The 22,081-nt window shown below is 64.7% G+C and carries 24 protein-coding genes; 13 read left to right on the forward strand and 11 right to left on the reverse strand.

The genetic code is table 11. From position 1 onward, the window contains the following. Nucleotides 1-33 precede the first annotated feature (33 nt). Nucleotides 34-1,416, forward strand: a complete 1,383-nt coding sequence (locus MKI88_RS09860; RefSeq protein WP_241631175.1) for a flagellar hook-length control protein FliK — start codon at nt 34-36, stop codon at nt 1,414-1,416. Between the two features lie 12 nt (nt 1,417-1,428). Beyond that, nucleotides 1,429-2,091: a flagellar hook assembly protein FlgD gene (locus MKI88_RS09865; RefSeq protein ID WP_241631176.1), complete on the forward strand. Its 663-nt coding sequence runs from the start codon at nt 1,429-1,431 to the stop codon at nt 2,089-2,091. Nucleotides 2,092-2,174: 83 nt separating this feature from the next. Here the strand turns inward: MKI88_RS09865 and MKI88_RS09870 are convergent, their stop codons facing one another. The 6 genes from MKI88_RS09870 to MKI88_RS09895 form a co-directional block, all read right to left on the reverse strand. Then, nucleotides 2,175-2,591, reverse strand: coding sequence for a hypothetical protein (locus MKI88_RS09870; protein WP_241631177.1), 417 nt, complete (start codon nt 2,589-2,591; stop codon nt 2,175-2,177). A gap of 318 nt (nt 2,592-2,909) precedes the next feature. Continuing rightward, entirely contained in the window at nt 2,910-3,755 is an 846-nt protein-coding gene (locus tag MKI88_RS09875; protein ID WP_241631178.1) for a flagellin, read from the reverse strand. A 235-nt stretch (nt 3,756-3,990) separates the two neighbouring features. Then, nucleotides 3,991-4,743: a flagellar basal body L-ring protein FlgH gene (flgH, locus tag MKI88_RS09880; RefSeq protein ID WP_241631179.1), complete on the reverse strand. Its 753-nt coding sequence runs from the start codon at nt 4,741-4,743 to the stop codon at nt 3,991-3,993. A gap of 12 nt (nt 4,744-4,755) precedes the next feature. Continuing rightward, nucleotides 4,756-5,205, reverse strand: a complete 450-nt coding sequence (flgA, locus tag MKI88_RS09885) for a flagellar basal body P-ring formation chaperone FlgA (protein ID WP_241631180.1) — start codon at nt 5,203-5,205, stop codon at nt 4,756-4,758. Between the two features lie 6 nt (nt 5,206-5,211). Further along, entirely contained in the window at nt 5,212-5,997 is a 786-nt protein-coding gene (flgG, locus tag MKI88_RS09890) for a flagellar basal-body rod protein FlgG (protein WP_241631181.1), read from the reverse strand. A gap of 37 nt (nt 5,998-6,034) precedes the next feature. Beyond that, the gene (locus MKI88_RS09895) at nt 6,035-6,778 is read right to left on the reverse strand and encodes a flagellar hook-basal body complex protein (protein ID WP_241631182.1); all 744 of its coding nucleotides are present in this window, start codon (nt 6,776-6,778) and stop codon (nt 6,035-6,037) included. A 147-nt stretch (nt 6,779-6,925) separates the two neighbouring features. On the opposite strand from MKI88_RS09895, the gene MKI88_RS09900 reads away from it, so the two are divergent. Genes MKI88_RS09900 through MKI88_RS09915 form a run of 4 tightly spaced genes read left to right on the forward strand, consistent with a single transcriptional unit; the run spans nt 6,926 to nt 9,571 of the window. Further along, nucleotides 6,926-7,417, forward strand: coding sequence for a flagellar basal body-associated FliL family protein (locus tag MKI88_RS09900; protein ID WP_241631183.1), 492 nt, complete (start codon nt 6,926-6,928; stop codon nt 7,415-7,417). Continuing rightward, complete coding sequence (gene fliM / locus MKI88_RS09905) at nt 7,414-8,433, forward strand: flagellar motor switch protein FliM (protein WP_241631184.1); 1,020 nt, start codon at nt 7,414-7,416, stop codon at nt 8,431-8,433. Before MKI88_RS09900 ends, fliM begins: the two co-directional genes overlap by 4 nt. Continuing rightward, entirely contained in the window at nt 8,430-8,855 is a 426-nt protein-coding gene (locus tag MKI88_RS09910; RefSeq protein ID WP_241631185.1) for a DUF6468 domain-containing protein, read from the forward strand. Before fliM ends, MKI88_RS09910 begins: the two co-directional genes overlap by 4 nt. Then, a complete protein-coding gene (locus MKI88_RS09915) occupies nt 8,855-9,571 on the forward strand; it encodes a MotE family protein (protein WP_241631186.1) in 717 nt (238 codons plus the stop codon). The genes MKI88_RS09910 and MKI88_RS09915 overlap by 1 nt, the downstream gene beginning before the upstream one ends. A gap of 58 nt (nt 9,572-9,629) precedes the next feature. Here the strand turns inward: MKI88_RS09915 and MKI88_RS09920 are convergent, their stop codons facing one another. Then, entirely contained in the window at nt 9,630-10,037 is a 408-nt protein-coding gene (locus MKI88_RS09920) for a hypothetical protein (protein ID WP_241631187.1), read from the reverse strand. 111 nt (nt 10,038-10,148) lie between these two features. Here MKI88_RS09920 and MKI88_RS09925 point away from each other — a divergent pair, with 111 nt between their 5' ends. Together MKI88_RS09925 and MKI88_RS09930 are read left to right on the forward strand one after the other, a co-directional pair. Next, complete coding sequence (locus MKI88_RS09925) at nt 10,149-10,418, forward strand: hypothetical protein (RefSeq protein ID WP_241631188.1); 270 nt, start codon at nt 10,149-10,151, stop codon at nt 10,416-10,418. Beyond that, nucleotides 10,418-12,229 (forward strand): hypothetical protein, encoded by a 1,812-nt coding sequence (locus tag MKI88_RS09930; protein ID WP_241631189.1) that lies wholly within the window; start codon nt 10,418-10,420, stop codon nt 12,227-12,229. Before MKI88_RS09925 ends, MKI88_RS09930 begins: the two co-directional genes overlap by 1 nt. 155 nt (nt 12,230-12,384) lie before the next feature. Here the strand turns inward: MKI88_RS09930 and MKI88_RS09935 are convergent, their stop codons facing one another. From MKI88_RS09935 to flgE, 3 genes are read right to left on the reverse strand one after another with little or no spacing between them, the layout of a single operon-like run. Further along, complete coding sequence (locus tag MKI88_RS09935) at nt 12,385-13,293, reverse strand: flagellin (protein ID WP_241631190.1); 909 nt, start codon at nt 13,291-13,293, stop codon at nt 12,385-12,387. A gap of 12 nt (nt 13,294-13,305) precedes the next feature. Beyond that, nucleotides 13,306-15,402: a flagellar hook-associated protein FlgK gene (locus MKI88_RS09940; protein WP_241631191.1), complete on the reverse strand. Its 2,097-nt coding sequence runs from the start codon at nt 15,400-15,402 to the stop codon at nt 13,306-13,308. A 46-nt stretch (nt 15,403-15,448) separates the two neighbouring features. Then, a complete protein-coding gene (gene flgE / locus MKI88_RS09945; protein WP_241631192.1) occupies nt 15,449-16,750 on the reverse strand; it encodes a flagellar hook protein FlgE in 1,302 nt (433 codons plus the stop codon). Nucleotides 16,751-16,909: 159 nt separating this feature from the next. On the opposite strand from flgE, the gene MKI88_RS09950 reads away from it, so the two are divergent. From MKI88_RS09950 to MKI88_RS09970, 5 genes are all read left to right on the forward strand, one after another. Continuing rightward, nucleotides 16,910-17,314 carry a flagellar biosynthesis repressor FlbT gene (locus MKI88_RS09950; RefSeq protein WP_241631193.1) on the forward strand — a complete coding sequence of 135 codons (405 nt, stop codon included), beginning with the start codon at nt 16,910-16,912 and terminating at the stop codon, nt 17,312-17,314. A gap of 9 nt (nt 17,315-17,323) precedes the next feature. After that, entirely contained in the window at nt 17,324-18,661 is a 1,338-nt protein-coding gene (gene fliI, locus MKI88_RS09955) for a flagellar protein export ATPase FliI (protein WP_241631194.1), read from the forward strand. Further along, a complete protein-coding gene (locus tag MKI88_RS09960; RefSeq protein ID WP_241631195.1) occupies nt 18,645-19,082 on the forward strand; it encodes a hypothetical protein in 438 nt (145 codons plus the stop codon). Before fliI ends, MKI88_RS09960 begins: the two co-directional genes overlap by 17 nt. Further along, the gene (locus tag MKI88_RS09965; protein ID WP_241631196.1) at nt 19,079-20,068 is read left to right on the forward strand and encodes a peptidoglycan-binding protein; all 990 of its coding nucleotides are present in this window, start codon (nt 19,079-19,081) and stop codon (nt 20,066-20,068) included. The genes MKI88_RS09960 and MKI88_RS09965 overlap by 4 nt, the downstream gene beginning before the upstream one ends. Before the next feature lie 190 nt (nt 20,069-20,258). Next, nucleotides 20,259-21,308, forward strand: a complete 1,050-nt coding sequence (locus tag MKI88_RS09970; protein ID WP_241631197.1) for a sigma-70 family RNA polymerase sigma factor — start codon at nt 20,259-20,261, stop codon at nt 21,306-21,308. Between the two features lie 96 nt (nt 21,309-21,404). Here MKI88_RS09970 and MKI88_RS09975 read toward each other — a convergent pair whose 3' ends face one another. Next, complete coding sequence (locus tag MKI88_RS09975) at nt 21,405-21,938, reverse strand: hypothetical protein (protein ID WP_241631198.1); 534 nt, start codon at nt 21,936-21,938, stop codon at nt 21,405-21,407. Nucleotides 21,939-22,081 lie beyond the last annotated feature (143 nt).

The following is a 22,081-nucleotide window of genomic DNA, read 5'->3' on the forward strand; positions in this document are numbered from 1 at the left end:
CGTCCAGGGGAAGACGATTTGATGAATGTTTCGATGATCCCGACCATCGCATCTCCCGCGCGCGGCGCCGATACGGCTGCGGGCGCGGCGCTTCCCGGATTCGGTGACCTGCTGGGGGGGGCAACGACAGGTATCGCCCCGGTCACGATCGCAACCGCGGCGGATGCGCGCGGTGTGCTGCCGCAGCCGCAGCTTGTGACGGGCGTGCCCCAAGCGTCAGCGCCCATTGCGAAAAAAACCTCGTCCGAATTCGATGTCGAAAGTGCGGCCGCCGCCGCCGCGTTGCCGGACGGGACGCTGACCGCGCCACAGATGCCGCCACCGGAAGATGCCGCGATTGATTTCGCGGCAATGCCGTCGACCGAACTGGCAGCGTCTCCGTCGCCTCAACCCCAGCCGCAGGCAAAGCCGGTGGCGGGCGGACATGAACAGTCGCGTCCCGAGGCTGCGCATGAAGGCGCGGTGTCGTCTCAGCAACTGGCCATGGCGCAACCCGTTGCGCTGATCGCTCCGGTCGAAACCGCGGTGGTAACGGCGCCCGAGGAATCCGAGGCGCCGGCCGCGCCAACGGAATCGGAGGCGCAGACGGCGGCGCCCGATGACATGAATATCGATCTTCCGGTCCAGACACTCCCGGAAGCAGCGCGTCCGGCCCAGTCCGGGCCGGACGCGAACTTGCCGATCGCGGCTCCCGTGGTCCCGCCCCGCATCGGTGCGGCGGAGGCAGCGCCAAATGACAAGGTAGTCGCGCAGGATATCGCGCTTGCCGACAACGCCGCTGCGCCGAAGGCCGAGACCGTCCCTGCCGGCGGCGGTGCTGTGACTTCGGCGGCTGATGCCGCCAGGACGGTGGCTGGGGACGGCGCGACCGACATGCTACCTTCACAACTCTTCAGTCAGGCGCTGGCCAATCCGGCCCCGAGGCCCGCAGGACAGCCTTATCCGGCGGCCGCATCGCAAGTGCCCCATCAACCCGTGGTCACGGCGAAGCCCGGCCAGATCGGGCGCGACATGGGCGTGGAAATCGCGCGGCAGGTGTCCGCGGGCAAGGAAGAGGTACTCATCCGTCTCGATCCCGCCGAAATGGGGCGGATCGAGGTGCGGCTGTCGTTCGACCGCGAGGGCAGCCTGCGCGCGGTGATGGCAGCGGACAGCCCTGCAGCGCTCGACATGCTCAGGCGCGAGGCGGGCGATCTTTCGCGCGCACTCACTGACGCCGGCGTTCGCGCGGACACCCAATCGTTCCGGTTTGACAGCCGCAGCAATGACCCCGGTCAGGCATGGCAACGCGGGCAACAGGGTGGTGACGCACGCGGCGGGCAGGGTGGCCTGCCGCACGATGGCGGCGACAGCGCTACCGACGAACCTGTCTACCAGCCGCTCCGCGCGAGCGGCCGAGTCGACCTGATGGCATAAGGATCAGAACAGATGACGACGATACCGGGCAGCGAGGCTGCGCAAGGCACCAACGCGGCAGGCGCGGTGCCAAAGGCGACGATCGCTGCGGATTTCAACATGTTTCTCAAACTGTTGACTGCGCAGATGCAGCATCAGGATCCGCTCGATCCGATGGATACGTCCGAATATACCCAGCAGCTGGTGCAATATTCGCAGGTCGAACAGTCCATCCAGCAGACGGGCAAGCTCGACGATATCCTGGCGCGCATCGCCTCGCAGGACATGGCGCAATCCTCGAATTTCATCGGGCGCGAGGCGCGTTTCGATTCACCGGTCGCAGGGCTGGGGAGCGATCCCGCCAAATGGACCTATTTTGCGGAGCGCGCGCCCACTTCGATCGTGGCCAAGGTCACCGATGCCAATGGCAACGTCGTCAGCGAAGCGAAGCTCGATGCCAAGGCGCAGGGCCAATATGCGTGGGACGGCAAGAAGGCCGACGGCACGCGCGCGGCCGATGGCGCCTATACGCTTTCGGTGACCGCGCTCGATGCGGATGGCAAGGCGATTCCCGTCACCATCAATTCGGTCGCGACCGTCAAGGACGTCGTCACCGACGGTGCCAATGTCATGCTCGGCGTCAACGGGATCAGGATGCCGCTGAGCGGCCTGGTGGCCATCTCCGCGCCATCCTGAGCGCTTCCCCCATCACAGGGCATTCGGCCCCGCGTCGGCTCCGGCCGCCGCGGGGCCCTTGGTTTGGATGCAAACGCGAGGCGTCAGCTGCGCCAGACCAGCCCCGACGCGCCATCGTCGCCTGAAAGGCGGGATGCACTGCCCAAATGCGGTGGGTCGAGGCGAACGGCAAAGGGAAGCGGCTCGGTCTTGCAGTCGCAACTGCGTGGTTGACCTTCGCCCTGATCGACGTTGTGCAAGGCTATGTCCACCATGCGGCATCCTGCGATCGCGGTGGGCAACGTCACCATCGCAAGGCAATCCTCGATGGATGGGTCCTCACGCGGACCGATGGTTTCGGCGATTTCTTCAGCTGTCCAGTCGATGCAGCGTTGGGCGGCCAGATTCCAGAGCTCGCCCGTGTCTTCTACGACCAATTTCAACGTGATATGATATTCTGACCCGGTTCTTGGGTGTCCCGCAGCGGCGTCATCTGCCCCGGAACCTACGCGCACATCCATCGAAGACCTCGTTCGAAAACCCAACAAATTCTGGTCTCATCTTTCCCCCGTCAGATGGATGGCGCAGGCCAGGCCGCAACATCGTCGACCGCTTTGATTCACAGGGGCGTAATCTCCAACTAAGGAATTCCCCTTAGGCTGGACGTTCGAAAAGAATCGTCAGAACTGGTTGTATTTCAAACAGGATCGGATCGCATTGATCGCGGCGGGTTCGCGGCCTGGGACATTCCGATCGCAGGCAAAAAAGAAGGCCGGGATGGCGAACCATCCCGGCCTGTATGTGATCCACCCCGTCGGGGAACAGGGCGGTCGTCTTCCTTAACGGAAGAGCGACAGGATCGTCTGCGGCGCCTGGTTGGCGATCGACAGAGCCTGAACGCCCAGCTGCTGCTGGACCTGCAGGGCCTGAAGCTTCGCCGATTCCTTCGCCAGATCGGCGTCGACGAGGTTGCCGATGCCGCTCTCGACCACGTCCGACAGCTTGCTGCTGAACTGCAGCTGGCCGTCGATCTTGCGCGAAGCCGAACCCAGCGTGCTGAGGCTCGTCTTGAGCGCGGTCGCGAAGGTCTCGACGTCCGTCGCCAGCGTGCCAGCCGCCGCCGCAGTGGCGAGCGTGATGGCTGCACCGGCGGCGCCGACGCTGCCAGCCGCGAACGAGGTGTCGAGGCCCTGGTTGGCAACGGTCAGCGGCGTGGCGCCGGTCGCAACCGACTGGAGTGCCGACACGCTGCCGCTGGTGGCGGTGCTGAGCAGCAGGTTGCTGCCGTTGAAATCCGAAGAGGTGATGATCGTGTTCACCTGCTCCTTCAGAGCCGTGAGGTCCTTGGCGATCGCGTCGCGGCTGGGCTGGTCGAGGCCAGCGTCAGACGCTTCGAGCGCTTTCGACTTCATCTGGTTCGTCAGGTCGGAGATCTGCTCGGCACCCGCGACCGCCACATCCGTCACGCTCTTTGCGTTGCTGAGCGAGGAGGTGACGGCTTTCAGGTCACCCAGGTCGCCGCGAAGCGTCTGAGCGATCGTGTACTTCGCCGAGTCATCCTTGGTCGAGGCAACGTTGAAGCCGGTGTTGATCCGGCTCTGCGTGGTGGCCATGCTGCGGTTGGTCGCGTTGAGGCTCTGGAGAGCCGCCATTGCACCGACATTGGTGTTAACCGAAAACGCCATTGTTCATTCCTTCTGGACTTAAGGCCGACTTCTGCGGCCTGGGCCAGTTTCGCTGGCCCCCGACGATCTGAAGTCATCAGCTCGCCTTTCATTCTGGGAAGGAATTACGATCCGCCAAAGCAAAGTGGCAGAATTATTTATAGATAACAGTGTGTTAAATAGGCGCGTTCAGTGGATGCGCGAAAGCCCCGCCGGGTGTGGAGCCGGCGGGGCGCTGTCAGCGCGGGAAGCTTCTTCAGAAGGGGAAGAGCGCGTCGTAGATCTGCTGACCCCAGCGTGCCTGCTGGGCGTCGGTGAGCTGGCCGCGGCCACCATAGCTGATCCGCGCTTCGGCGATCTGGCTGTGACGGATGCTGTTGTCGCGCGCGATGTCCTCGGGGCGCACGACGCCCGAGACGATGAGCTCGCGCAGCTCGAAATTGACGCGGACCTCCTGGCGGCCGCGGATCAGGAGGTTGCCGTTGGGCAGCACGTCGGTGACGAGCGCGGCCACGGTCATGTTGATCTGTTCGCTGCGTGAAGTGTTGCCAGCGCCCGCCGATTGTGAATCCGAATTCGTATCGACGAGGTTCGCGGGGTCGGGGTTGCCCGGAAGCACCTTGTCCAGCTGCGATTCGAGCCCGAACAGCGCGGCGATCCCGGCATTTTCCGAGCCCGTGCGCGAACGCGTCGTCGAATTGCCCACGACTGCGCGGTCCGAGATATTGATCCGGATCGTCACGATATCGCCGATCCGCGACGCGCGCTGATCGCGCAGGAAGGCACCGGCCCCGGTGCGGAAGAGCGACGCGCTGGGGGCGGTCGGCTCGGCCGGCTTGCCCGAACGGTGCGCCGCGGCCTGATTGCCGAGCGAAGGTTCGATCAGCGGGGCCGCAGGGTCATCCATCGGCGTCATCTTCGGAGCGCGGCCGACATTGGCGAGCCGGTCGGGTACGCCGCAGCCGGCAACGAGCGAAGCGAGCAGCAGCGCGGATGCGATGCGTTTCATAGGGCTAATCTCCTATTGGCCGGTCACGCGGACACGACCCGAATTCTCGATGACGGCATCGAGCGTACGGTTGGTGCTGAGACTGACGACGCGCACGGGATCGCCCTTGCCACCTCCCGAGAGCGCGCGGCCCGCGGTGGTGATGAGGAGCGCCCCCGAACGCAGCGCGATCGTCACCGCTTCGCCGCGGCGGACCATCTGTGGTTTCGCCAGATCGGTCGCGCGCACCGGAGCGCCCGCCATCAGGCGACGCGATGCCTCGAGCCCCGCCGTCTCGGCCGGGGCGATCGCGCCGCGTGCGACGCTTGCCGGGCGCGGCTCGACCGCGAAATCGGCGGGCGAAAGAGCTTCCCCCTTTTCGATCGCGCGGACCAGCACGGGCGTTTCGACCGTCGCAGGCGCGGATTGTGCATGCAGGGCACCGGATGCCGTGAACAGCAGTGCGGAGAGGATCAGGCGCATTGCGGCCTAGCGAAGCTGGCTGGTGGTGGACAGCATCTCGTCAGCCGTCTTCACGACGCGGCTATTCATTTCATAGGCGCGCTGCGCGGTGATGAGCGCGGTCACTTCGGCGACGGGATTGACGTTGGATGCTTCGAGGAAACCCTGCGACAGCGTGCCGAAGCCCTCGGACGCCGGCAGAGCAACGGTGGGCTGGCCCGATGCCGCGGTCTCGAGGAACATGCTGGAGCCGATCGCTTCCAGCCCCGCCTCGTTGACGAAGGTGGCGAGTTCGAGCTGACCGACGGACTGCATCTCGGGCTGGCCCGACATCTTGACCTGCACTTCACCCGTCTTGGAGATCACGACGTCGATCGCACCCTGCGGGATCGTGATGTCGGGCTGGACCCGGTAGCCGTCGGTGGTGACGAGCTCGCCCTGATCCGAAAGCTGGAACGAGCCGGCGCGGGTATAGGCGACTTCGCCCGAAGGAAGCGCGATCTGATAATATCCGGGGCCGTCGATCGCGATGTCATACCGGTTTCCGGTATTGATCGCCGCGCCCTGATCGGTGATGCGATAGACGCCACCCGTGCGCACGCCCGCACCGATCTGAATGCCCGAAGGGACGCGCGTGCCGTCCGCGCTCGACGAAGCGCCGGGACGCGAGACCTGCTGATAGAGAAGATCCTGGAATTCGGCGCGCTGCCGCTTGAACGCGGTCGTGTTCATGTTGGCGATATTGTTCGAGATCACGTCGACATTGGTTTGCTGGGCGAGCATGCCCGTCGCGGCAATGGAAAGCGAACGCATGACAATCCTTTCAGATGGATACGGATATACTTATAGGTCAGTTGATGCGGCCGAGGCGGCCGATGGCACTTTTGCGCATTTCGCTCAGGCTTTCGGACATGCGCTGGCTGGTCTGGTACGACCGCAGGATCTCGACCATGGCGGTGGTCTCGACGATCGGCTGGACGTTGGAAGCCTCTATGCCCCCGATGCGCAGCCTGGTCTGAACCTGGGTCAGCGCGGTGCCGCCCGTGCCCGTCATCATCCCGTCTCCCCGCGGTGAAACCATGTTCTCGTCGGCGAAGCTGGTGACTGCGATGCGTCCGACTTCGCCGGTGCGCGTCATGACGGTTCCGTCGGAAGCGATGGTGACGGTGGCCTTCTGGTCGGCGGGCACGACGATCGGTCGACCATTGGCCCCCAGGATGCGCTGTCCACCCGAGGTCGCCAGCTCGCCGGTCTCAAGAATCTTGATGAAGCCCGCGCGTGTATAGGCAACGCCGCCTTCGGCTGTCTCGACATTGAGGTAGCCGGGACCGTCGATCATGACATCGAGCGGATTGCCCGTCGCCTGGAACGCGCCCTGGCTGGTGTCGTGCACCGCGCCATAGTCGAGGACATAGGAGGTCTTCTTCGCATCCTCGACGGGCGCTTCCTTCGTCTGCTCGACATATTCATGGAACAGCGGCTGCTCGCGCTTGAACCCGACGGTGTTGCTGTTCGCCATATTGTTGGCGGTAACGTCGAGCCGGCGACGCAGCGCCTGCTCGTGGCTCAGCAACACATAGGTTGAGACGTCCATTCGACACACCTCAGAAAAATCGGTGATAAATGTGCGCCAGGCAAAATTTGCCGAGCACTCCTCCTATAATAGAGGCGAATGGACGAGAACGGACGCCGCCCCCGTATTTCGATGGGGACGCGCCGGCGGCTCAAGGGGGTGAAGTGCGTGTCGACCAATGCAGTCAATGAAAACGTGCTGGTAAAGGCTGAGGAGAGCCCGAAGCCCAACAAGCGCAAGATGGTGATCGCAGCCGCGATCGGTGCGGTGGTGCTGCTCGGCGGTGCCGGCGCGGGTGTCGCGCTGATGAGCGGCGGCGAAGGTGGTGAAGAGCCCGCCGGAGCCGGCGTGCAATCGGCGTCCTATGTCGAGGTGCCACCCATGATCGTCAATCTGCGCAGCGGTGACGGCCAGGCACGCTTCCTGAAGCTGCGCTTCATTGTCGTGGCCACCGATCCGGGCAAATCCGAGGAGATCAAGGAGAAGCTGCCCGTCATCCTCGATGCGCTGCAGCCCTTCCTGCGAGAGCTTCGGCCCGAGGATCTCAATGGATCCGCCGCGGTGTTCCGCGTGAAGGAGGAAATGATGGCGCGCGCCACGCAGGTGCTCGGTGCGGGTCTGGTTCGTGATGTCCTGATCCAGGACCTGGTCCAGCAATGAGCGACGATTTCGAAGACTTCGATCTGCCCGAGCCGCCGATGCTGGCACCGGGCGCGGACGCGACCTTCGACCAGGCCGGGATCGACGCGCTGTTCGGCTTCGACGGCGCGGCACCTGCTCCGCAGAAGAGCGGCCTGAAGGCGGTCATCGAGTCCAACGTCATCAGCCATGAACGGCTGCCGATGCTCGAGGTCGTGTGCGAGCGCATGATCCGCACGTTTGCGACGAGCATGCGTAACCTGACCTCGGACGCGATCGACGTGAGCCTTGAGGAGATCACGTCGCACCGCTTTGGCGAGTTCATGAACCGCGTCCCATTGCCCGCGATGTTCGGCGTCTTCAAGGTGCGCGAATGGGAGAATTTCGGCGTCGTCACCGTCGACTCAGGCCTGATCTACGCGGTGGTCGACGCGCTGCTCGGCGGGCGCAAGGGCAACAGCTCTCTCACGATCGACGGACGCGCCTTCACCACGATCGAGACGATGCTGGTATCCAAGATGGTCCAACTGGCGCTCGACGATTTCGCGGGTGCGTTCGAGGCGATCGAGCCCGTCGGGATCGAACTCGAACGTGTCGAGACCAGCCCACGCTTCGCGGCGATCGCAGGACCGACCAACATCGCCGCGATCGCCACCTTCCGCGTCGACATGGAAGGGCGCGGAGGCAAATTCAGCATCCTGCTGCCCTATGCCACGATCGAGCCCGTGCGCGAGAAGCTGCTCCAGCGCTTCATGGGCGAAAAACTGGGCCGCGACCGCATGTGGGAAACGCACATGGCGATGGAGCTCCACAATACCGAGGTGCTCGTCGATGTCGTCCTGGGCGAGAAGCACATGCGTGTCCATGATGTCATGAGCATGGCGGTCGGCCAGACGATCGCACTCAACCGCGGCCCCGATGATCCGCTTGAGGTGCACTGCGGCGGGATCCCGCTGGGGCACGCGCATATCGGACAGCGCTGCAACAATATTGCCATCCGGCTCGTCACCGACATTTCCAAGGGGTTCCCCAAATGACATTCGCGACCTTCACCAACCTCGTCCTCATGGCACTGTGCGTCGCGGTGCTGATCCAGTGCGCGCGGATGATGCGCAGCTTCAACGCCATCAAGTCGGGCGATCTCGGCGAGACCGTCAGGCAACTCGACAGGGCGACCGCGCAAGCGCGTGCCGTTCTTGCCGAACTGAAAACGATCCTCGCCACCGACGGTGCGGCGACCACGCGGACGATCGCGTCGGGGGAATCGCTGCGTGACGAGCTTTCGGTGATGGTCGGCATCGGCAATGCGGTTGCCGAACGGATCGTGGAAGCTGCCTCCAATGCGGGTGAACGCATGAAGGAAGAACAGAAGGCCGGAGCCAAGGTCGTGTCGCAGCCTGCGCAACGCAAGCGCAGCGCCAAGACCCCCCGCGCTGCGGCGAAGGCGGAGGCCGCATAATGCCGGCAACGCCGCAGCCGCTGTTTGGCGGTCTCGAAAAGATCGTGCCCATGGCACCCGACATCTTCAGAAAGCTCGGGCGACCGTCACTGCTGATGCTCACCGCGGGGGTCGCCGGACTGTCGGCGATTGCCAATGCCGTCGCGGTCGCGGCACCTGCCGAGCAGGCGCCGGCGACACGGCTCGGCACCTCGATCCAGCAGAGCGTGCGCGAGCGTGATCAGGCGCTCGCGCAACAAAAGCGCGCGCTCGAACTGCGCGAACAGGCGGCGCGTGCAAGCGAAGAAAGGCTGAAGGCCGACATGCAGGCGCGGCAAGCCGCGCCACAGCGGCCCGGCAGTCCCGCGGCCGCAGATGCGGCGCCACAGTCGGAGCCCTATGACGAGCTGGCGCGGATCTATCAGACGATGAAACCCGCCAAGGCGGCGCCGATCTTCGAGCGGCTCGATCTCGACGTGCAGACCGAGGTCGCGCGCCGGATGCGCGAGCGATCGACCGCGCTGATCATGTCCAACATGAGCGCCGGGGCGGCGGTGCAGCTCAGCATGGCGCTGGCCGGCAAGAAAGTGGTGAAGCCGCAGCCCGTGGTGGTGGCGGCGCGCGATCCCGAACCGTCGAAGCGTCAGGCTGCGCGCGAAAAGGAGGTCGGGCAGGGGAGGTCCGCGAGGGCGCCCAAGGCATCCAGGCCAGAGGTCGCACGCAAGCCTTCATCGTAACCGCGCATGAAAAAGCCCGCCGCCCAAGCAGGGTGGCGGGCGCATATTCGTCCCGTGATCAGGCGGGCAGGGCAGACACCTTCACGATCAGCACGCGGTTGAGCCCGGGATGGATCGGTTTCAGCGCGGCGGTGAGGTCGGCGCTCAGCTGTTCGGCATTGACCGGCGCAAAGCCGGAAGCGTGAAGCCGCGAAAATTCGAGCGAGGCTGCCAGTGAAGCCGCGCGCATCTCGGGCATCCGCGTGCGGATCGCCTCGGCCGATGCGGCGCTGTTGGCTTCGACCACGACCGCGAGATCGAGTTCTCCCTCGATCCGGCTCACGCCGAAAATCGGCGTCATGATGCGCTCGAGCGGCACGAAATGGACGGTGTCGCTGGCAATGCCTGCCGGATCGGCGGCAACCGCCGACGGACTCATCGCCAGTACCGACAGCGCGGCGGTGGCGGCGATCAAATTGCTACGCATCACTTGTCTCCGAATCGTGCCCAGATCCGCGCGATTGTTCCGGTGAACCGCCGCGCAGGGCTTTTCCTTCCTATAATAGAATGAAAATCACGTTAGCGGGGTGCACCCAGAATGAGCCGCGACCAGCGACCCGGACGAGTCCGGGTATTTACCTCAGGCCAGACGGCCGAAGCGCCGTACCGGCGGCGGGGCGATGTCGATACGCAGGATCGCACGGGTGACGAGGAGGCGCTATCCGCCCCGAAGCCGCCACAGATGGTGATTGAGGCAAGCACTCCGAAATCCCTGTCCTCGATGGCGCTCGCCATGCTCTTCGTCGTCGGTTGTGGCGTCGGCGGAATGCTGATTGCGGCGCTGGGCCTTTTCGAGGTACCGCGCTGATGAAATTTCCATTGTTGCTTGCTGGCGCGGCTGCCGTCGCTGCGCCGGCCATACCCGATGCACCTGTAAACTCCGCTCCCGCCATCAGTGCGCCGTCTTCGGCGCCCGTCGCCCCGCCGACTGTACGCTTGCCGGGCTTTGCCGCCGCGCTTGCCCAGCAGTCCGAAGCAGCGATGCCTTCGCTCTGGCGCGTCATTCCCGAGGAAACGGCGTGGAAGGCGCTGGCGAAGGCGGTGGGCGTGCGTCGCCAGCAGGCGCGTTGGGACTATGCGCGCAGCCTCATCGGGCGCGGGCGAGGCCCCGAAGCCTGGGGCGTGCTCGAGGTGATGCAGCAGGACGATCCCGACCTGATGATGGTCGATGTTTTCCGGCTGGCGCGCGGTGCGGCGCTCACGCTGATGGCGCGTCCGGCGGAGGGCTTTGCGGAGCTGTCGGGGGAGGGGCTGGTCAACAATGCCGAGGCCTGCGCCTGGCGCGTATTGACGCTGGCACAGACCGGTTTTGCCGATCAGGCAATGACTCATGTCCATTGTGCGCTGCCGTCGATCAACGCGCGCAAGGCTTCCGACCGCAGGCGTTTCGTCGTGGGCATGGCGCGCGCGGCGGTGGAGACGGGCAAGCCCGACCTGGCCCTGCGATGGCTGGCGCAGCTTCCCGACCGTGATTCGACCGCCAATCTCTATCGTGGTCGCGCGAATCTCGCGCTGGGTCAGGGGGCCGAAGCGCGGCTGCGCTTTGCGCGCGTCGAACAAAGCGGCACGATGGCGGAGCGCATGGACGCGCAATTGAGCCAGATCGAGGCAAAGGTCGCCAACGGCTCGCTGAAACCCGTGGGAGCGCTCAAGGAACTTGAAAAGCTCCGCTATGTCTGGCGCGGCGACCATATCGAGGAACGCGCGCTTCAGTTGAGCTACCGCCTCAGCGCCGATATCGGCGACCTGCGCGGTGCGTTGGGCGCCGGTGCGACGCTTTTCCGGTTCTACGAACCCGGACGACAGGGGCCGGATTTCCTGACCGGGCTGCAGGCGCAGCTTGCTGCCGCGCTCGACCCCGCAAGCAAGCTTCCGCTCGATCAGGCGGCGGGCCTCTACTGGGATTATCGCGACCTTGCGCCAAGCGGCGCGGCGGGCGACTTCCTCGTCAACCAGCTCGCCGAACGCCTCCAGATCGCGGGGCTCTACGGCCGTGCGGCCGATCTGCTCGAGCATCAGCTGTTCGTGCGCGCGCGCGATCTGGCGCAGGGGCCGCTTTCGGCGCGTGTCGCATCGCTGCATATCCTCGCCGGCCGCCCCGATCGCGCACTGGCCGCGCTTCGCAAGACTGCGGCCAACGTCTATCCCGACGACATGGTCAATGCGCGCAAGCGCGTCGAGGCCGTCGCCCTGAGCAAGATCGGCAAGGTCGAGGAGGCGTTTGCGGTTCTCCAGGACGTGCCCGGTGCGCCTGTCCTGCGCGCCGAGATACTCTGGAAACAGCGTGACTGGGCAGGGCTCGCCATCGAGAGCGAGGCGCAGCTTCCCGCCGCAGGCAGGATCAGCGATGTCGATCAGGCGGTCGTGCTGCGTTACGCCATCTCGCTCGCCATGCTCGGCCGAGAGGATGCGCTCGCAGAGCTGCGCGTGCGCTATGGCGCGTCCTTCGCCGGCCTGTCGACAGCTCCGGTGTTCGACATGCTGACGGCTGCAGTGGGATCGGTCGATCCGGCAGCGGTTACGCGCGCGATGGCTTCGATTCCGAGCGTGAGCCCGGCAGGAGACATCGCCGAGCTGATCGAGGCCGGACCCCAGGCCGCCAAGCCCGCCGGCGCCTGAGCTCCACTCCCGACGAAATGCCTATCGTCGCCCCGTGAAAGCGGGGCGGCGATTTTCCCATGTCACCAGAAATGCGGATGGCTCCGGCTCGCAGGCAAAAAAAAGGGGCGCTCCGCATGCGGAGCGCCCCGGCCGGGATCCTGAGCTTATGGGGATCAGTTCAGGAAGTTCGCTAGCGAAAGCCCGGAGAGCTGGGCAAAAACCGAATAGGAGGCCTCAAGCGTCGTCTTGCGTTGCGCCAGCTCGATCGCGACCTGGCCCATATCGGCGTTCTCGACCTTGCCGATCACCTCCTCGAGCAGGATCGCGCGATCCCCGGCGCGCGTGCCGAGCGTTTCAATCTGGTTCTGCTTGCGACCAAGCTCGCCGTTGACCGAGCGCAGATCGACAAGCGCGTCATCGAACTCGGTGACAGCCTGGCTCAGCGCGGTCATCTGCGCTGCGGTCGGCACCTCGCCGATCGGGCCGGCTTCCGCGAGCGTACGGAAGGCGCGGATGAAATTGGGGCCGAGGTCGCTCGCCACGATACCAAACTCGACATCGATCCCGTCGCCGACGCGCGCCGAGAGCCGCGCCTGGTCATTGGCGTAGGCATTGGCGGGATTGAGGCCGATGGTGTCGGCCAGCACGCCGGGGACGAGTGGCGTGGAATCGGTCTGCGCGCCCGCGAAGAGCGGCAGTCCGCCCTCCGAGGCATTCATTGCATTGTGGAAATCGTTGAACGCGGCTTCGATCGCTTCCTGCAATCCCGGCCCCTGCTTGGTTCCGACCGCCGTCAGTAGCTGCTCGCGCAGGTTCATCGTGCTCTTTTCGACCTGGTTGATATGTGACGCATAGAGATCGAGCGTCGTGCCCACACGGCTTGCCACCGATTGATGCGCCTCCTGCTGCGCGAGCATCGCACGCGCAGAAAGCGTGCGGACGGCGTCGGTGCCGAGCCCGGCATAGTCGTGGGCCTTCTTGCCCGTATTGAGCTGAAGCTGGCTGGCGGCCATCGCCTGCTGCGAACGCTGGATCGCGCCCGAAAGCGTGCGCTGAAGCGGAATTGTGGCTACGCGGTTCATGGCTTTCTCCCTTTAGTTCAGCATGCCGATCAGCGTGTCGTACATCTCGCTCGCGGTCGTCATGACGCGCGCGGCGGCCGAATAGCTGTTCTGCAGCACGACCATCTGCGCGAGTTCCTCGTCGACATTGACGCCGGCGAAACTGTCACGACGGCTGACCGCATCATCCATGCGCGCCGAGGCGTCCTCGAACGCGCTCTGCGCCTGCGCGGCCTGGGTGCCGGCACGGCCGAGCAGCAGGCTTGAGAAGCGCTCCACAGTGACGGAGCCGTCCTTGCCGAGATCGACCGCCTTGGCGAGCTGGTCGACAAAGGCGGTCGCGCCGGTGACATCGCCCGCGCCGATCGCCTTTTCGCCGACCGCGGCGCCGAGCTGGAGGCGTGCGAGCGGCAGGCGCGTGGTACTGGCAAGGATGTCGGGCCGGACCTCGGCGTTCGAAAGCCCGCTCGCGTCGCCGCTCAGCCCCGACAGCGTCGAGAAGGACCGGCCGGTGCCGTAACGGTTGGTCGAATCCGAAGGAATGGAGATCGTCGCACCCGTGGCGGCGACGGTCGACTGGAACTGGATACGACCACGGCCATCGATTGCGAAGCTGCCAAAGGCACCAAGTGGGCTGGCGTTGAGCTCGGTGACGAGATCGCCATAGTTGGGGCCGGCCGAACCGGTCAGCGTATAGCTGGTGAGCGTGCGGCCTGATGCATCGCGCAACACGATCTCCGCGGTTTCGCCTGGACCGAAGCCGTGAGGGTCGGCACCGATCAGCCCCGAGGGCACGAGCGCGCTGGAATCGCTGCGAATGATGTCGTTCAGGCCGAAGAACTGTGAGAAACCAAGTCCGGCGCGGCTGCTGGGGTTGGTGGGATCCTGCGCAATTGCGACGCCTGTATTCGGCGCGGTCGCCGAGATGGACAACTGGCCATTCACGAACGAGGCGGTCGCATTGGGGCCGAGGCCAGCATTGATCGCGGTGATCGCGTCATCGACGGTGGCGGCAGCGCCCAATGCCGTGAAGTCGACCGTTGTCTTGGCGATCAGCGTGCCGTCATTGCCCAGCACCGCAAAGGTGGCCGCGCCTGTGAACCCCAGTCGGTCAGTGCCGATCAGACCGCTTTCGCGCCCGACGAGCGAGGCTGGCGGGGGCAGGGTGGTGCCCGCGTTCGAGACCGCGTTCAGCGATTCTGCGAGGCCGGTGAAGAGCACGCCCAGTTTCTCCGAAAATTCAGGCAGCGCGCGATCGCGCAGGTCGATTAGGCCGCCCAGCTTGCCGCCCACAGCGGCGGAATCGATCTTCTCTCCCGTCGCCGCTCCGATATTGCCGTCGGCATCGGCGAAGCGGATGTCGATCGGCGGGTAGGTGGGCTGCGATGCACCGGACCCGCCGGGGTAGCTCAGCTGGCGCAGGCGCCGGTCGAGCAGAACCTGTCCCGAGGCGGTGTCGATCGTGACGCGACCGTCCGCCTGTTCGCGGACATTGACTTTCATCAGGCCGCTCAGCTCCTCGAGCGCGATCATGCGCCGGTCGGCGGCCCCCGCCGAGCTGCGTCCGAGACCTTCGAGGCGCGCGACTTCGTCGTTCAGATCGTGGATCTGACGAAGCAGGATGTTGGAACGCTCGAGGGTATAGCCAAGTTCGGTCTCGATATCGGCGCGCAGGCCGGAGACGTCGCGATCGAGCTGGTTGAGCTGGGTGATCGTGTCCTGTACGTTCCCCGTGAAGCGCGCGATCGCCTGTGCCGAACCTTGCAACCCGGTCATTTCACTGGCCGAGGTCGAAATCGCGGTCAGCCGCGCGGCGAGCCCCGATTCCACGCCCGGAGCGCCCAGGAGCGATTGGAGCCGGTCCATATAGGACGCGGCCGCCTCTGCCCGGCCGATGTCGCCGGCGCGGCGATAGACCGCACCTTCAAGAAACTTGTCTGCGACGCGTTCCGGTTCGCCGATCACGACGCCGCTCACCCGCCCGCTGGTCACGCCCGTGCTGAGCGACACGCGCTCGCGGGCGTAACCGGCGGTGCCGACATTCGCGATATTGTTGGATACCGACCGCATCCCCGCCTGCGACGCGGCGAGGCCGGACATGGCGGAGCCGAGGATCTCGTTCAGTGACACGGACTATATCCCTTGATTGGCGAAGGTCGGACAGGTGGGAACGCGATCAGCGCTTCAGGTTGCTGACTTCCTGAAGCATCTCGTCGACGGTCGTGATGATCTTCGACGACGAGCTATAGGCGCGCTGGAAGCGGATCATGTTGGTGAATTCCTGCGCCAGATCGACGTTGGAAGCCTCCAGCGAGCTTGCTGCGATGGCCCCTGACCCAAGCGAATTGGGCTCATTGATCGCTGCGTTGCCCGAGTCCTGCGACATGGCATAGGCATTGCCGCTGAGGCGCGTCAGCCCATCAGGATTCTGGAACGTGGCGAGCGGAAGCTGGTAGATCGCGCGGGCGGTGCCGTCCTCGAAGATTGCGCTGACGATGCCCTCCGGGGAAATCTCGACCGATGCCACCGTGCCCAGCATGCCGCCGTCGACGTTGGACGACAGCAGCGCGGATTCGTCGCTGAATTGGGTAAGGCCGTTGAGTCCGCCATCGCTGCCAAGCGAAAGCTGGACTGGCGCTGAACTCGCGCCATTGGTCCATGTCGGTGTGATGGTGCCGAACAGCGCGGGGCTGGACCCGGCCAGATCAAGACTGCCGTCGCCGTTGAAGGCGATGTTGCCGCTGGCCAGCATACCACCGGGGGCCGTGACGTCGCCCGCAGGCACCGCATAGATTTCGCCGACCCACTGGTTGGCTGCGGTCTTTACAAAGCCAAAAGTCACCCGATGCGCGTTGCCCTGCGCATCATAGACGTCGACCGAGCGTGAGAATTGCGGCGTGACCGCACCCGAAGCCATCTGGCCCGCGACATAGGGGCCGGCGATCGGCGTGGAGGTCGACTGCAGGTTGGAGCGCATCGAGATCTGCGTGGTGGGCAGCGCGGCGCCGGTCAGCGCGCCGGGGCGGATCGGCTCGAGCGCGTTGAGGTTGCCGGTGTTGACATAATTGCCCTGCGCGTCGAGCGGCCAGCCCTGGAGGTAATATCCGCTGGTATTGCGCAGGAAGCCGGCGGGGTCGGTCTTGAACGAACCCGCGCGCGTGAAGGCGACTTCGCTGTTCGGATCTGCGCTCGAGCGCACGACGAAGAAGCCCGCGCCGTCAATGCCGATATCGGTGAGGCTGCTCGAAGCCTGGAGCAGTCCCTGCTTAGAGATCATTGCCTGCGGAGCGGCGGTGACGCCGCCTGCGGAATAGCTGCTGCGTACGCGCCCGTCGGTCACGAGTGTGCGGAACTCGGCCGACACGCCCTTATAGCCCACGGTGTTCACGTTGGTGATGTTGTCGGCGACGGTCGCCATCGCGCTGGCCTGGGCACTCAGGCCCGAGACGCCGGCATAAAGAGCGGAATAAAGGCTCACAAACTTCTCCCATGCGTGGTGACCGGCGCACTGCGTCCTGGTCCACATGCATTGTAGGATGGTGGGGAAGCGGACCAAATATAGGCAAAATTTTCCTAGTCGAAACAGCGGGTCGCGCAGCTGCATCCTATAATGCTGGAAACAGTCCAGGGGGATCAGATGACACTCCGAATTTCGCTCCGCGATGGTGAAAAGGTAATCGTGAACGGTGCGGTGTTGCGCGCCACAGGCCGCACGCAGCTCCATGTCGAGAATACGGCGGCGATCCTGCGCGGACGCGACGTGATGAGCCCCGAAGAGGCCAACACGCCCGCACGGCGGCTCTATTTCGCCTGCATGATGGCCTATATCGACCAGGACGATCTGGCACGGCATCAGGATGCCATCATCGAACTCGTGCGCGAGCTGATGAGCGCGCTGCAATCGCCCGAAGCCAGGGCAGTATGCGTCGAATTCGCGCAGAAGGCCGCCGCTTCGGAATTCTACCGCGCGCTCGGCGATTGCCGCTGGCTGATCAACTATGAAGCCGAGGCGATGGCGCGCATCGCGGTCGCCGCCGAATAAGCAGCGGACATGCTCACGCTTGCCTCCGCCGCGGCCGGACTGCGCGCGCTTGCGCCCGATCGCCGTTATGGCCGCGTCGTCGCGGTACGTGGCGCGCTGATCGAGGTCGAAGGCCTTGTCGGCGCGGCGCAGATCGGCTCGCGCGTCAGCATTGTGTCGCCCGGCGGCACGGTCGATGCCGAGGTGACCGGGCTCGATCGCAGCATCGCGCATTGCCTTCCCTTCAGCGATCCCCAGGGTATCGCGTCGGGTGCACGCGCCGATCTGGCGGCCGGTCAACTCACGCTGCGTCCGTCTTCGGCGTGGCTGGGGCGGATGGTCGATGGACTTGGCCGACCCGTCGATGGCAAGGGACCCTTGCTGTTCGGTGCCGCGCCGCGTCCGATCAAGGCGATGCCCCCGCAGGCGTCGGCGCGCGCGCGCGTGGGCGCTAAGGTGGAAACGGGGGTACGCGCGCTCGATATCTTCGCGCCATTGTGTCGCGGTCAGCGCCTCGGCCTGTTCGCGGGATCGGGTGTCGGCAAGTCGGTATTGCTGTCGATGCTGGCGCGCTGGACCGAATGCGACGTCGCAGTCATCGGGCTTATCGGCGAGCGCGGCCGGGAGGTACAGGAGTTCGTCGAGGACGATCTTGGCCCCGAAGGCCTTGCGCGCAGCGTCGTAGTCGTCGCGACCTCCGATGAGCCCGCGCTGATGCGCCGCCAGGCGGCATGGACCACGCTCGCGATTGCCGAGCATTTCCGCGATCAGGGTCTGAACGTCCTCTGCCTGATGGATTCAGTCACGCGCTTTGCGATGGCGCAGCGCGAGATCGGACTGGCAAGCGGCGAACCGCCCGCGACCAAAGGCTATACTCCGACGGTCTTCGCCGAACTGCCCCGTCTGCTCGAACGCGCGGGGCCGGGCTTGCCCGGACAGGGCACGATTACCGGACTGTTCACGGTCCTTGTCGATGGCGACGATCACAACGAGCCCGTTGCCGATGCGGTCCGCGGCATTCTCGACGGGCATATCGTCATCACGCGCCGGATCGCCGAGCGCGGGCGTTATCCGGCGATCGACATCCTCAAATCGGTGTCGCGCACGCTGCCGCACGCGCACAGCGATGCTGAAAATTTGGTGCGGCTTTCCGCGCGTCGCGTGCTTTCCACCTATGGTGATATGGAGGAGATGGTCCGGCTTGGCGCATACAAGTCGGGTTCCAATGCCGAGGTCGACCGGGCGGTCGAACTCGCTCCGCAGATCGAGACCCTGCTCAAACAGGGCAAGAACGAGCGTGGCTATGCTGGTGAAGCCTTTGCAGCGCTCGCCGCGATATTGGAGGCACCTGATGAAGACGCCGTATGACGGAGCGATGCGGATCCAGCAGACCGAGATCGACGATGTGCGCGTCGCCATCAACATCCAGGTCAACCAGCTGGTCCAGATCGAGAATTCGCGCGCGCAGGTGAATGCCGCTATCGAGCGTGAAGCCGCGATTGCCGCAGGCGATGTGCAGTTTTCGTCGCATGCCTATGTCGCCCGGATGCGTGCCGAGCGTGCGCGGCTGGCGGTTGATCAATCGGTCGTCGATGCCCGGCTGGCACAGCTGCGCAATCGTGCGGTGAGCGCCTATAGCGCGTTCAAGGCCATTGAATCGGCCGCGGTCGACTATCGCGAAGATGCCGAGCGCGAGCATGCCAACGCCGAACAGGCGGGCATCGACGATTTCTCGGCGGCCCGCTTCGTCAAGGAACGGCACGCGGCGCGTCGTGCGCAATTGCGATGATCGGCAGGGTCGATCCGTCGCAGCTCGGCGCGCAGCAACGTGCCGCGTTGATCTACGCCCAGGCACGTTCCGAATTGTCCAGCCGTCTGTGGCAGGCGGCCCTTGGCGGAGGGGAGCGGGGGCCTGCTTCCGATCTCGCTTCAACGTCGCGCGCATCCGAGCTCAGCCTCGACGCATTGCTCGCGACGCTGGCGAACGAGCATGTTCCGTCCGTCGCAACCCAGCGCGCGCAGCAGCCTGACCCAGTGCTTCCGGCGCCATCGTCGGAGCGGCGCGAGGCTCGTGACGAGGAATCGCGATCGCCCGGACGGAACGAGGCTTCGGAGGCGATTGGCCTCGGCCCCAATGCGCAATATCAGGCGACGTTGAACGCCGCGGCCGAACGCACCGCGATACCCGCCGCGGCGCTGGCTGCGATTGTTCATGCCGAGGCGGCCAAGGGCCCGGGGGGGCGCTGGCTCGCATATTCGCGCAATCCGCGTTCGAGCGCGGCGGGTCTTGGCCAGTTTCTGAGCGGAACCTGGAAGAGCGAGGCCGAACGCGAAGGCAGCTGGCTGAACGCACTGGCGCGTCAAAAGGGCTGGCTCACCGCGCGCGGCAAGGTTGCCGGCGAGGCACGCGCCGATCTGCTCGCGCTGCGCTACGATCCCTATGCCTCGATCCAGGCAATCGCGGACTATGCGCGGGCGAACCTGGACATGCTCGAACGCAAGGGCGTGCGGATCGGAAACGATGTGGAGAGCGTCGCCCAGGCCGCCTATCTGGGCCACCATCTGGGAATCGGCGATGCGGTGAAGTTCCTCAAGGGCGGGCTCGATCCGTCGCGGGCGCGCACGCTGCTGTCCGCACAGATCGGGAGCGCGAATGCGACCCAGCGAATCGCGAGTTCCGGCAGCGCCGCAGGTGCGCATCGCGCGTGGCTGCTCGATTATGTCGGTCGAAATGTCAGGCCAGCGCGCTTCGATCAGGCGCTTTCCGCCGGCTGAGATGGTAAATCCTATATTCCGTATTTGTACGTAAATCGGCACGCATTTTGGCCGTTTCGCGGATTAAATTATGGGATTGTTGGCCTGAATTAATATGGGAATAATGTCTCGTTAACCTTTCTCGGCGAGAACTGATCGGGCCGGGGGGGCACGCGATTGGCGCGTTGTCGATCCCATTCGGGAGGGCACCATGTCGAAGACCACGATTGCATTGGAGGCGGCCGTTGCCGCAGTTATCGCAAGTACGCCTGAGGGCGACGTCAGGCCTACCGCGCGTCAGCGCGCCGAAGTCGACAAGGCATTTGCGCGCATCCTCAAACTGATCGCGCCGCGTATCCGTCACTTCATTCGCCAATATGGACTGGTCGGGCACTGGGAAGACGCCGAGCAGGCTTGCGCGATCGCCGTGCACCGTGCGATCCAGGCCTATGAGCCCGAAAAGGCCCAGTTCACGACCTTCGTCAACTGGCAGATCCGCGGCGAGCTGCAGAGCCTGCGCTTCCGGCTGATGGCCGATCAGCGTCCTTCGGCCAAGAAGGTCGAGGCGACGACCGTGTCGCTCAACGCGATCGCACATGGTGCGGAGGGCGAGGAAACGACGCTTGAATCGGTGATCGAGGACGAGAACGCCCTGGCGCTGACCGAATCCGCTGCTTCCGACTATCTGGCCGATGCCGCCACGTCATCGCTGGTCGACAGCTATATCGATCATCTGCGCACCACCGCGATCGACCAGCTCCGCCGCCGCGCACGGCCGAAGAAGCGGGAACTGGCGCGTGCCGCGGAAGGTGGCGCCATGCTGCGCTCCAAAATGCACGGCATCGATGCCGAGGAACTCGAAAAGCTCGAAGAGCGGCTGACGCGCAATCGCGACATCGTCGTGAACCGGTTGTTCGGCATGGGCGCGAGCGATGCGGTCATCGACGATGCGGGGGTCACCAAGGAACGCGTCCGCCAGATCACCAAGCGCGCCGCAAAGACGATCGCCGAACTCGCGGGCACTGACCCCAAATTCGTGATGATGGCCGAATATCGCAAGGTCGGCGTGTTGCGGGCCAACGAGCCAAAGCCGCGGGTCGATCGTTCGGTGGCACGCATGTGCCCGCCGGTAACGATCCTGCCCGAAGCCAGCCAGCCGGTTAGCGAACTGCCCCGACTTTCAGCAGCAGTGCCCGATGGCATCGAGCACGTTGCGATCGATATTGCCGCTATGGATGTTCCGTCCACCTTGCGTCACTGAACATATTGAGCCTTCCCGGCTGGAATTGGCCCGCAGCGCAAATCATGCGCTGCGGGCTTTTCTATGCGCAGGGCGCGGCGGGGTTGGGGGGGACGTTCAGTTCGAGGTGAATGGTTGTGGCCGTATCAGTCTGCCAGTCCACAATCCGATTGAGCTGGCAAGTGCAGCAAGCATCAGTAGCCCACCGAGAAACATGTCGCGATTGCGGCTGCCGAGAACGTAGTAATCGCCTTCATCGAACCTAAGCGTGGTCCTTCCTGATGTAGGTGCGTAATATTCCATCCATTCGCCGCGCCACATTCCGATGAAATAAGCGTCCTTTTGGAGCCTCCCAAGCTGCGCGACAGCTTCCTCCCCAAACTGTCCAACTCCCGGCTCTACGATGAGATATGTGCCCTGATGCTGAGGTTGATCCTCCGACCACGTGAGAAGCTCTTCGTCGGTTGGCAATCGGCCATGCTGCTGGTGATATTCCCGCACAAATGCAGCTGTGGTTCGAAACTGGGCTGCAATCTGCTTGCTGTGTTCCACGGTGTGCTCAACCGAGCCGCGCCCGAAGCCGCCTAGCAACGATACCATCGCGCAATAGAGCCCGATGCCGAGCAGGGCGATTGCCGCTGCCCGCCTCACCAACAATTCTCGATCATTGCGTCACCTCGGTGATAGGATCACACAGCATCACAATGTCCGCAATGCCGGGGCGGGTTCAACTGGTCATCGCAACACCTCTCGTAGTTTATCGATGGGTGTATCGAAGCCCAAGGTCTTTCGTG

It is taken from the genome of Sphingomonas sp. LaA6.9, assembly GCF_022601895.1.
Lineage (GTDB): Bacteria > Pseudomonadota > Alphaproteobacteria > Sphingomonadales > Sphingomonadaceae > Sphingobium_A.